Source organism: Kitasatospora sp. NPDC029312, from assembly GCF_055569215.1.
Genome location: NZ_JBVHXY010000023.1, coordinates 106,864 through 117,478 on the forward strand (window position 1 = coordinate 106,864; position 10,615 = coordinate 117,478).

The 10,615-nt window shown below is 72.9% G+C and carries 10 protein-coding genes and 1 pseudogene; 7 read left to right on the plus strand and 4 right to left on the minus strand.

The genetic code is table 11. The features are described from left to right. Nucleotides 1-54: 54 nt before the first annotated feature. From ACZ4WV_RS20415 to ACZ4WV_RS20425, 3 genes are all read right to left on the minus strand, one after another. Nucleotides 55-843, minus strand: coding sequence for a VOC family protein (locus ACZ4WV_RS20415; RefSeq protein WP_465748604.1), 789 nt, complete (start codon nucleotides 841-843; stop codon nucleotides 55-57). Between the two features lie 182 nt (nucleotides 844-1,025). Beyond that, complete coding sequence (locus ACZ4WV_RS20420; RefSeq protein WP_465748606.1) at nucleotides 1,026-1,475, minus strand: hemerythrin domain-containing protein; 450 nt, start codon at nucleotides 1,473-1,475, stop codon at nucleotides 1,026-1,028. A gap of 76 nt (nucleotides 1,476-1,551) precedes the next feature. After that, nucleotides 1,552-2,148: a TIGR03086 family metal-binding protein gene (locus ACZ4WV_RS20425; RefSeq protein ID WP_465748608.1), complete on the minus strand. Its 597-nt coding sequence runs from the start codon at nucleotides 2,146-2,148 to the stop codon at nucleotides 1,552-1,554. A 200-nt stretch (nucleotides 2,149-2,348) separates the two neighbouring features. Here ACZ4WV_RS20425 and ACZ4WV_RS20430 point away from each other — a divergent pair, with 200 nt between their 5' ends. Both ACZ4WV_RS20430 and ACZ4WV_RS20435 read left to right on the plus strand, forming a co-directional pair. Next, nucleotides 2,349-2,921: a DoxX family protein gene (locus tag ACZ4WV_RS20430; protein ID WP_465748610.1), complete on the plus strand. Its 573-nt coding sequence runs from the start codon at nucleotides 2,349-2,351 to the stop codon at nucleotides 2,919-2,921. A 313-nt stretch (nucleotides 2,922-3,234) separates the two neighbouring features. Continuing rightward, nucleotides 3,235-5,439 (plus strand): M9 family metallopeptidase, encoded by a 2,205-nt coding sequence (locus tag ACZ4WV_RS20435; protein ID WP_465748626.1) that lies wholly within the window; start codon nucleotides 3,235-3,237, stop codon nucleotides 5,437-5,439. A gap of 55 nt (nucleotides 5,440-5,494) precedes the next feature. Here the strand turns inward: ACZ4WV_RS20435 and ACZ4WV_RS20440 are convergent, their stop codons facing one another. Next, on the minus strand, nucleotides 5,495-6,256 hold the full coding sequence (locus ACZ4WV_RS20440; RefSeq protein WP_465748612.1) for a PP2C family protein-serine/threonine phosphatase: 762 nt from the start codon (nucleotides 6,254-6,256) through the stop codon (nucleotides 5,495-5,497). Between the two features lie 166 nt (nucleotides 6,257-6,422). Here ACZ4WV_RS20440 and ACZ4WV_RS20445 point away from each other — a divergent pair, with 166 nt between their 5' ends. The 5 genes and pseudogenes from ACZ4WV_RS20445 to ACZ4WV_RS20465 all read left to right on the plus strand — a co-directional run. Next, the gene (locus tag ACZ4WV_RS20445; protein WP_465748614.1) at nucleotides 6,423-7,520 is read left to right on the plus strand and encodes an LLM class flavin-dependent oxidoreductase; all 1,098 of its coding nucleotides are present in this window, start codon (nucleotides 6,423-6,425) and stop codon (nucleotides 7,518-7,520) included. After that, entirely contained in the window at nucleotides 7,517-8,143 is a 627-nt protein-coding gene (locus ACZ4WV_RS20450) for an FMN reductase (RefSeq protein ID WP_465748616.1), read from the plus strand. The genes ACZ4WV_RS20445 and ACZ4WV_RS20450 overlap by 4 nt, the downstream gene beginning before the upstream one ends. 219 nt (nucleotides 8,144-8,362) lie before the next feature. Further along, a complete protein-coding gene (locus ACZ4WV_RS20455) occupies nucleotides 8,363-9,430 on the plus strand; it encodes a Dyp-type peroxidase (protein ID WP_465748618.1) in 1,068 nt (355 codons plus the stop codon). 14 nt (nucleotides 9,431-9,444) lie between these two features. Then, nucleotides 9,445-10,296 (plus strand): family 1 encapsulin nanocompartment shell protein, encoded by an 852-nt coding sequence (locus ACZ4WV_RS20460; RefSeq protein ID WP_465748620.1) that lies wholly within the window; start codon nucleotides 9,445-9,447, stop codon nucleotides 10,294-10,296. A 206-nt stretch (nucleotides 10,297-10,502) separates the two neighbouring features. Continuing rightward, nucleotides 10,503-10,615: pseudogene (locus tag ACZ4WV_RS20465) on the plus strand (electron transfer flavoprotein subunit beta); the annotation flags it as partial.

The following is a 10,615-nucleotide window of genomic DNA, read 5'->3' on the forward strand; positions in this document are numbered from 1 at the left end:
CGCCTCCAAGGCGTCCAGCGGGCCGCCGTTCAGCAGCGCTTCCGGCGCCGCCGTTCAGCTCTTCGGGCCGATCACCGCGAAGCGGGCGCCGTCGCGGTCCTGCAGCCGGGCCACCCGGCCGTACGGGGAGTCGAAGGCCGGCCCGACCGCTGAGCCGCCCAGTTCCGCGGCCCGCGCCAGCGCCCGGTCGGTGTCCTGGACGGCGAAGGAGACCTCCCAGTGCGGCGGCATGCCCGCCGGGCCGCCCGCCTGTTCCTTGGCCAGCGCCGCGACGCTGTGCCCCTCGGCGCGCAGCACCACCCGGTCGTGCTCCCACCGCACCTCGAAGCGCTCCGGGTCGCGGCCGTCCCAGCGGAACACCTCGCCGTAGAACAGCGCCGCCGCGAACGGGTCCGGGGTGCGCAGTTCGATCCAGACCGGTGCGCCCGGCAGCTCCAGCCGCCGGGCGCGGCCCAGCGGGCCCTCCCAGATGCCGAACACGGCCCCGGCCGGGTCGGCCGCGAAGGCCACCCGCCCGGCGTCGAAGGCCAGCGGCCCGACGGCCAGGGTCGCGCCGCGTTCGCGCACCGCGTCGGCGGCCGCGTCGGCGCTCTCCGTCCCGAAGTAGCTGGTCCAGGCGAGCGGTACGGCGCCGAACCCGGCGACGCCGAGGCCGGCCACCGCCTCGCCGCCGGTCACCGCGTGGACGTACGGGCCGAAGCGCTCCCCTCCGGGCTCGAACTGCCAGCCGAGCAGGGGCCCGTAGAACTCCTTGGCGTCCTCCAGGTCCCGGGCCATCAGGCTCACCCAGCACGGAACGGCCGCCACGCAACGCACCTTGGCGGTCGTCTCACCGCTGTTCATCGCGAACCTCCTCGCCCACCCGGCGGCCGGGCCCCTCCCGACTCCCACGGCCCACCGGCCGCCCGGGACCTCCACAGCCTAGGCCGACGGGCGTACCGCCCGGGCGGAGGCATGGCCGGGGTCGCCGTGCCCAGTTCCCGCCGCGGCCCGGGGTGGGGCTGCCGCCCCGCGGTCGTCGGGGATCAGGGTTCCTCCGCCCGCTCGGCCCGCAGCCGCTCGCCCAGCTCCGCCCGGGCCGCGGCGGGCAGGGCCTTGCGGGCGGCCGGGAAGAGCTGCTCCTCCTCGCCGGTCAGGTGGCGCCGGAGGGCGTCCGCCAGGCCGCGCAGCAGAGTGTCGAAGGCCGGGTCGGCCGGGCCCACGACCTGGAGGTCGGCGAGGTACTGCCCGATCGCGAGGTGCTCGTGGATGCTGCTGAACACCAGCGCGCCGCCGTCCGGCACGTCGTGCTGGACGACCGGAAAGAGGTGCTCCTCCTCGGCGGCGCAGTGGGTGAACAGCAGGTCGGTCAGCCGCGCCAGCAGCTCGCCGCGTTCGGCGGAGCCGGCCGGGGCGGCCTCGACCCGGTCGAGCAGCTCGGTGGCGGCCTGGTGGTCGGCGGTGAACTCGCCGAGGATGTCCGGCCTGCGGCTCATAGCGCGCCCGCCTCTCGTACGGGATTCCTCGTACCCCCGTACCCTCCAGTATCCGGCGCGCCTCCGAGAACCCGGCTCACCCCGTGTCCCGCCGGCCGGTGAGGGCCAGCAGCCGGGTCTGCGGGCCGGCGTCCTCGGGGACGGGCAGCGGCGGGTCGAACAGTCCGCTGCCGGAGAGGTCCCCGTAGCCGCCGACCTCGCCGAGCGCGAAGTCCACCAGCTCCGCCGGGAGCCGGGTACGGGCGCCGATGCCCTCGGCGAGGTCCCAGGCGTGCACCACCAGGTCGGCGGTGAGCTGGTCGAGGTAGTACTGCCCCGAGACGTCCCCGAAGGACAGGTGGACGGTGAGCTCGGTGGCGCCGGGGACCTCCCAGGCCTGGCGGGCGGCCTCGGCGGCGGCCGTCCAGGCCGCGACCGGGTCCGCGCCGAGGACGTCGCCGTCGAAGCGGTCGCCGACTTCGCCGACGGTGGCGCCCATCAGCAGTTCGGGCACCCAGAGCTGCTCGCCGGTGAGGTGGTTGACCAGGTCGCGCACCGACCAGTCGGAGCAGGGCGTGGGGGAGTCCCACTGATCGGGGGCGACCAGCCGGACCCGCTCGTCGAAGGCGGCCAGCGCCTCGGGGTAGGGCGTGCCGGACTGTGCGGCCCGCCGGTGTTGCCTGCGTTGAGCCATGTCTCCACCCTGCCCCGGCTCCGGTAGGGGCCGCACCTTGCGCGACCCGCAAGTTGTTCAAATTCGAACTTCAGGGTACGGTCGACGAGGCCGGTTCAAATTTGAACAATCCGCGCCGGGGTCGCCGCATCCCCGCCCGGCCGCCTCGTCACACCCCGCATCACACCCCGACGACCGACTTCCGACCGATGGAGACGACCATGCCGAGCAGCAGCCCGAGCACGACCGCCGCCACCACCCCCACCGTCCGATCCGCCCGCGAGGGCTCCGGGCCGGCGGCCACCTCCCCGCACGCCTACGACGCGGGACTCCTGCTCCTGCGCCTGGTCCTCGGCCTCACCATGGCCGCGCACGGGAGCCAGAAGCTGTTCGGCTGGTTCGGCGGGGGCGGCATCGACGGCACCGGTCAGTTCTTCACCATGAGCGGCTACCCGGCGGGCCACGCGATGGCCGTGGTCGCCGGACTCACCGAGGTCCTGGGCGGCCTCGGCCTCGCCGTCGGCCTGTTGACCCCGCTGGCGGGCGCCGCCGTCGTCGGCACGATGGTCAACGCGATCGCCGTCACCTGGGGCGGCGGCTTCTTCGCGCCGAAGGGCAGTGAGTACGAGCTGCTGCTGACCGCGGGTGCCGCGGCCCTCGCGCTGACCGGTCCGGGCCGCTACGCGGTGGACCGCTTCCTGCCGGTGCTGAAGCCGCACCGCCTGGCGTACGGCGTGGTCGCCGTGCTGGTCGGCCTGGCCACCGCCGGGGCGATCCTGCTGCTCCGCAAGTAGGCCCCGCTGGTGAGGAGGTCGTGGTGGCGCACCGTCACCACGACCTCCTGGCGTTGCCCGAATCGCGCCGCATCCGGAGGCTTCCCAGCGGCATGTGATGTGTGCCATGGTACATGTCACACTCCCCACCGTTTCCACGACGGCACCGCCCCCACGGCGCCGTCGCCAACGGTCCTCGCCCCCCACCGGCCGCGCGCCAAGCCGCGGCCGACGACGGCCCGGAGGCCTCCACGTGAGTCCCGCACGTCTGCTGCGACTCCCGCAGCTGGCACGATTGTTGACGCTGGCCCTGACGCTCGTCCTGGCGTTCGGAATGTTCGCCCCGGGCGCCCACGCGTCCCCCGCCACCGCGTCCCCCGCCCCCGCCCACCGGGGCGCCGCCCCCACCCCCACCGGCCCGGCCCCCCAGCCCGCCGTCGGGGCTCCCGAACGCGCGGATGGAGAGCGGCAGTTCGCCTCCGCCGACCAGCGCGCACCGCTCCCGGTGGACACCCGCCCGGCCGAGGCCCGTCCGGCGGCGAAGGCGCCCCGTCTGGGCGCCCAACCGTCCTGCACCACAAGCGACTTCACCAGCCGGACCGGCAGCGCCCTGGTCCAGCAGATCACCTCCGTCGACACCGGCTGCATCAACCAGCTGTTCCAGCTCACCGGCACCGACGCCGCCGGGGCGTTCCGCGAGGCGCAGATGACCACCGTGGCGAACGCGCTGCGCGACGCCTCCGCCGCCTACCCGGGTGACGACAGCACCGCCGTCGAGCAGTTGGTGCTCTACCTGCGCGCCGGCTACTTCGTGCAGTGGTACCACCCGGCCGATGTCGGCACCTACGGCACCGTCCTGCAGGCCGCGATCCGCGCCGCGCTGGACGCGTTCTTCGCGAGCACCCACTCACGCGACGTCAGCGCGGCCAATGCGGCGACCCTCGGCGAGGCCGTCACACTGATCGACAGCGCCCAGGAGAACGCCCGCTACCTGTGGGTGGTCAAGCGGCTGCTCGGCGACTACACCAGCGCCACCTGGAACCAGACCGGCATGGCCACCGCGGCGAACCAGATGTTCACCGTGCTGTTCCGCGGCCACCAACTGCCCGGCTTCGAGCCGGCCGTCGAGGCCGACCCGAGCGTGCTGGACGCACTGTCCGCCTTCGTGACCCGCAACGAGGACCAACTCGGCGGCGGCTACGGCGTGCTGGAGTACAACGCGACCAGGGAACTGGCCCGCTTCCTGCAGTACCCCGGTCTCCAGGCCAAGGTCCGTCCGCTGACCAAGGCGCTGGCCGCGGCCTCCGCGCCGAGCGGCCGGATGGTCTACCAGTGGGCCGCGGTCTCCGAGGCGGTCGGCTACTACGACGCCGACAACTGCTCCTACTACGGCACCTGCAACGGTGCCGACCAGCTCAAGTCCGGCGTGCTCAAGGTGAACCACACCTGCAGCCCGAGCATCAAGCTGCTCGCCCAGGCGCTGGACGCCACCCAGGTCGCCACCACCTGCACCAGCCTCACCGGCCAGGACGCCTACGTCCACTCGGTGGTCCGCGACAACGGCCCGGTCAAGGACGACCACAACGGCACCATCGAGGTCGTGGTCTTCCACTCCTCCTTCGACTACCAGGTGCTCGCCGCCGCCATCTACGGCATCGACACCGGCAACGGCGGCATGTACGTGGAGGGCGACCCCGCCGCCGTCGGCAACCAGCCGCGCTTCCTCTGCTACGAGGCCGAGTGGGTCCGTCCGGACTTCCAGATCTGGAACCTCAACCACGAGTACACCCACTACCTCGACGGCCGCTTCGACATGTACGGCGACTTCGACGCCGCCATGACCACCCCGACCGTCTGGTGGGTCGAGGGCTTCGCCGAGTTCGTCTCCTACTCGTACCGCAAGGTCGTCAACGACGGCGCCATCACGGCCGCCGCCCAGCACACCTACAAGCTGAGCGACCTCTTCGACACCGTCTACGGCGACCAGGACCGGGTCTACCGCTGGGGCTACCTCGCCGTCCGCTACATGCTGGAGCAGCACCGCTCCGACGTGGACGCCCTGCTCGCCCACTACCGGGTGGGGGACTGGAACGGCGCCCGCACCCTGCTCAAGACCACCATCGGCACCCGTTACGACGCCGACTTCGACCGCTGGCTGACCACCTGCGCCAACGGTGCCTGCGCGACCACCCCGACCTTCCCGCAGGTACCCGAGTGCACCGCGGCCGACACCCGCGAACTCGGCGCGGGCTGCGGCCGCAGCAACGTCGCGGCGACCACCGGCAACTACGCCCACTTCTACCTCCAGGTGCCGGCCGGCACCCAGCAGGTGAAGATCACCGTCAGCGGAGGGACGGGCAACGCCGACCTCTACTACAACCCGCGCGGCTGGGCGTACACCAACGCCTACGCGACGCGCTCGGCGGGCCCGGACAACTCCGAGACGCTGACCGTCACCAACCCGCCGGCCGGGTACGTCTACTTCAGCCTCTACGCCCAGCAGGGCTTCAGCGGGGTGAGCGTGGCGAGCCAGTTCTGATCGGCCGGTGAGCCGCCCCGGGGTGATCGACCGCCCCGGGGCGGCTCCGTGCGCGTCACTCGCCGATCCGCACCAGCGCCAGGGTGATGTTGTCCGGGCCGCCGGCCTCGATCGCGGCCTTCCACAGCTCGAACGCCGCCCGGCCGTCGGCCCGTTCCGACGCCTCCTCCGGCCGGGCGAGCAGTCCGGCCAGTTCCTCCTCGGGCACCGGGTCGGTCAGCCCGTCGCTGCACACCAGGAAGCGGTCACCGGCGGCCAGCGGAGCCTCCCGGACGTGCGGTTCGACGAAGGTGAGGCCGAGCGAGCCGCCGAGGGTCTGGGTGACCATCGACGTGGTGCGCTGACCGGGCGGCAGCGGCGGGCTGTCGTCCACACTGACCCGGCGCAGCCCGTCGCCGGTGACGCGGTAGACCCGGCTGTCGCCGACGTTGAAGACCACCGCCCGCTCGGGCAGCAGCACCAGCCCGGCCACCGTGGTGCCCATCGCGGCGAGCTCGGGCTCCTCGGCCGCGGCCGCGAACACCGCCCGGTTGCACTCCTGCAGTTCCTCCCGGACGGCCTCCTCGCCGTCCAGCCCGACCCCGGCGGCGGCGAGCCGGCGGGCGACCAGCGCGCTGGCCACCTCGCCGCCCGGATGCCCGCCCAGGCCGTCGGCCACCGCCACCACGCAGGGCAGGCCGAGCGGGAAGAGCAGGGTCTGCGGGTTGGTCGTGACGGTGGCGCAGAGCGTCCACGGCCCGACCGTCAGGCTGTCCTCGTTGTGCTCCCGCACCAGGCCCTCGTGGCTCAGTGCGCTCACCGCGATGTACGGCGCCATCGGTCCGCCGCCCTTCCGGAGCCCTTCTCCCATTGTGGCCGCCCGGACCGCCGTTGTCGGAGGGAGCGGCGGCCCCGGGAATAACGCCGCGCCGGGGGCTGCTAGGGTGGTTGAAAGTTGAACGACCTGGAAACGACCCGGCCCCTCCTGGAGTGTGGTGAGCACCATGCAGTTCGGAATCTTCACCGTCGGCGACGTCACCCCCGACCCGACCACCGGCCGCACCCCGAGCGAGCACGAGCGGATCAAGGCGATGGTGGCCATCGCGCGCAAGGCGGAGGAGGTCGGCCTCGACGTCTTCGCGACCGGCGAGCACCACAACCCGCCGTTCGTCCCGTCCTCGCCGACGACCATGCTCGGCCACATCGCCGCGCAGACCGACCGCATCATCCTCTCCACCTCGACCACGCTGATCACCACCAACGACCCGGTGAAGATCGCCGAGGACTTCGCGATGCTCCAGCACCTCGCCGAGGGCCGGGTCGACGTGATGATGGGCCGCGGCAACACCGGACCGGTCTACCCCTGGTTCGGCAAGGACATCCGCCAGGGCATCCCGCTCGCCGTCGAGAACTACGCGCTGCTGCACCAGCTCTGGCGCGAGGAAGTGGTGGACTGGCAGGGCCGCTTCCGCACGCCCCTGCAGGGCTTCACCTCCACCCCGCGCCCGCTGGACGACGTCCCGCCGTTCGTCTGGCACGGCTCCATCCGCAGCCCCGAGATCGCCGAGCAGGCCGCCTACTGCGGCGACGGCTTCTTCGCGAACAACATCTTCTGGCCCAAGGAGCACTTCCAGAAGCTGATCGACCTCTACCGGGAGCGCTACGCCCACTACGGCCACGGCACGCCCGAGCAGGCGGTCGTCGGCCTCGGCGGCCAGGTGTTCATGCGGAGGAATTCCCAGGACGCGGTGCGCGAGTTCCGCCCGTACTTCGACAACGCGCCGGTCTACGGGCACGGGCCCTCGCTGGAGGAGTTCACCGAGCAGACCCCGCTGACGGTGGGCAGCCCCGAGGAGGTCGTCGAGAAGACGCTGACCTTCCGCGAGACCTTCGGGGACTACCAGCGCCAGCTGTTCCTGATGGACCACGCCGGCCTGCCGCTGAAGACCGTGCTGGAGCAGCTGGACCTGCTCGGCGAGGAGGTCGTGCCGGTGCTGCGCGAGGAGTTCGCCAAGAGCCGCCCGGCCGGGGTGCCGGACGGGCCGACCCACGCCGCGCGGGTCGCGGCCCGCGCCGAGAGTGCCCTGGAGGTGGCCAAGTGAGCGCGTTCAAGCTGGCGGTGGTGAGCGCCGGGCTGAGCAAGCCGTCCTCGACGCGCCTGCTGGCGGACCGGCTCACCGAGGCGACCGTGCGCCGGCTCGCCCTGGAGGACCGGCCGGTGGAGGTCACCGTGGTCGAACTGCGGGACCTCGCCGTGGACATCGCCAACAACTTCGTCACCGGCTTCCCGGCCCCCGCCCTGCGCGAGGCGATCGGCGCGGTGACGGACGCGGACGCGCTGATCGCGGTGACGCCGATCTTCACCGCCTCCTACAGCGGGCTGTTCAAGTCCTTCTTCGACGTGGTCGACCACGACGCGCTGACCGGCAAGCCGGTGCTGATCGCCGCCACCGGCGGTACGTCCCGGCACTCGCTCGCCCTGGAGCACGCCGTCCGGCCGCTGTTCAGCTACCTGCGCGCGGTGGTGCTGCCCACGGCCGTGTACGCGGCCACCGACGACTGGGGCACGGCGGGCGACGCGCTCACCGACGGCCTGCCGGGCCGGATCGACCGCGCGGCGGGCGAGTTGGCGGCCCTGCTGGCCGCCCGTGGCCCGGCGGCGAAGCCGTCCCTGCCCGACCAGGTGGTGCCGTTCGCCGAGCAACTGGCGGCGCTGCGGGTCTGAGGCCCGACGACCGGGGGCGGGTGCGCAGTAGCGGCACCCGCCCCTTCCGCTCGCCCGCGCTCCGTCCGACGGGGCCGTTCGGCCGCACGTCGGCCGTGCCGAAGCGTCCGCCGTGCGATGTCATCGCCGGCGTGATCAGATGTGTCCTGATCCGTCACGCTCCGCACCCGCCCGTGCGGGGCCCCGTCGTCAGCCCGGCGTGTGAGAAGGAGCGCAGCCATGCAGCCCGAACCGCAAGCCGTGCTCTCCCCGCTGACCGGCGCAGCCGTCTTCCTCGTCCTCACCGTCGGCGCGGGCGGCGAGAACGCCGTCCGCGAGCTGCTGCCCGAGCTCGCCGGGCTGCGCCGGTCCGTCGGCTTCCGCGCCCCCGACGCCGGCCTCACCTGCGTCACCGGCATCGGCTCCGACCTCTGGGACCGCCTCTTCGACGGCCCCCGACCGGCCGCCCTCCACCCCTTCCAGGAGGTCGTCGGCACCCGCCACCGCGCCCCGGCGACCCCGGGCGACCTGCTGCTGCACCTGCGGGCCGAGCGGATGGACCTCTGCTTCGAGCTGGCGAGCCAGCTGACCAACCGCCTCGCCGGGGCGGCCACCGTGGTCGACTCGGTCCAGGGCTTCCGGTACTTCGACGACCGCGACCTGCTCGGCTTCGTGGACGGCACCGAGAACCCCGAGGGCCGGGCCGCCGAGGCCGCCGCCGTGGTCGGGGACGAGGACCCGGAGTTCGCCGGCGGCAGCTACGTCATCGTCCAGAAGTACCTGCACGACCTGGACAAGTGGAACGCGCTGAGCGTCGAGGAGCAGGAGGGGGCGGTCGGCCGCACCAAGCTCACCGACATCGAGCTGGACGACGACGTCAAACCCGCCGACTCGCACGTCGCGCTCACCGTGATCACCGGCCCGGACGGCGAGGAGCGGAAGATCGTCCGCTTCAACATGGCCTTCGGATCCTTCCAGGGTGGGAGCGAGTTCGGCACCTACTTCATCGGCTACGCGCGCGACCCCGCGGTGACGGAGGAGATGCTGCGCAACATGTTCATCGGCGACCCGCCGGGCACCACCGACCGGTTACTGGACTTCTCCACCGCCGTCACCGGCTCGCTGTTCTTCGTCCCGACCGCCGACTTCCTGGACTCCCCGCCGCCCGCGCTCACCGCCGCGCCGACCGTCGTGGACGTGCCGGCCGCCGCGCCCGCCGTCGCTCCAGTCGTCGGGGTCGCGGGCACCGCCGCCGCCGCGCCCGCGGACGGCTCGCTCGGCATCGGCAGCCTCAAGCCGACCCCCTGAACAGGACCCCGCGCATGAACAACCTCCACCGGGACCTCGCCCCGATCTCCGCCGCCGCGTGGGAGGAGATCGAGGAGGAAGCCCGTCAGACCTTCAAGCTGCACATCGCCGGCCGCCGGGTGGTCGACCTGAACGGCCCCGGGGGCGCCACCCTCGCCGCCGTCGGCACCGGCCACCTGACCGGCATCGAACCGCCCCTCGACGGCGTCCGGGCGCACGCCCGCAGCAGCCTTCCGGTGGTGGAACTGCGGGTCCCCTTCACCGTCACCCGCGCGGCCGTGGACGACGTCGAACGCGGCTCCGAGGACTCCGACTGGCAGCCCGTGAAGGACGCGGCTCGCACCCTGGCCCTGGCCGAGGACCGCGCCGTCTTCGAGGGCTACGGCGCCGCCGCCATCGAGGGCATCCGGGCCGGCTCCAGCAACCCTCCGGTCCAGCTCCCCGACGACATCCGCGAGTACCCCGAGGCGGTCAGCCGCGCCCTCACCGCCCTGCGCCTGGCCGGCGTCGGCGGGCCGTACTCGCTCCTGCTCGGAGCCGCCGCCTTCACGGCGGTCAACGAGACCAGCGACCACGGTTACCCCGTGCACAACCACCTCGCCAGGCTGCTGGACGGCGACATCATCTGGGCCCCCGCGATCGAGGGCGCCTTCCTGCTCTCCACCCGGGGCGGCGACTTCGAGCTCCACCTCGGCCAGGACGTATCCGTCGGCTACCTCTCCCACGACGCCGACTCCGTCGAGCTCTACCTCCAGGAGTCCCTGACCTTCCGGGTCCACACGGGAGAGGCCGCCGTCGCCCTCGGCGGACCGGCGCCGGCACCGACGGACGCCCCGCGCGCCCCTGGACACCGGGAAGGGTACTGAGTGCCTTTACCAGGGGTACTGAGTGCCGTAAGCTCTCGGTGGAGCCTCTGAACGCCAGTCGAAGAGAGCCGACACGGCATGCCGGTCCAGGCAGCGCTTGCGGCGCGCGGGTCGCGGCCGGGCCGGACTTGGCACTCAGTACCCTCGGCAACACCTGAGGCCATGGATCCAGTGCATCCGTGCACCCGTGACAGGAGAGACCGCTGATGAGCTTGAGGATCGTCGTCTGTGTGAAGTACGTGCCGGACGCGACGGGTGACCGTCGTTTCGCGGACGACCACACCACCGACCGGGAGGGCGTGGACGGCCTCCTGTCGGA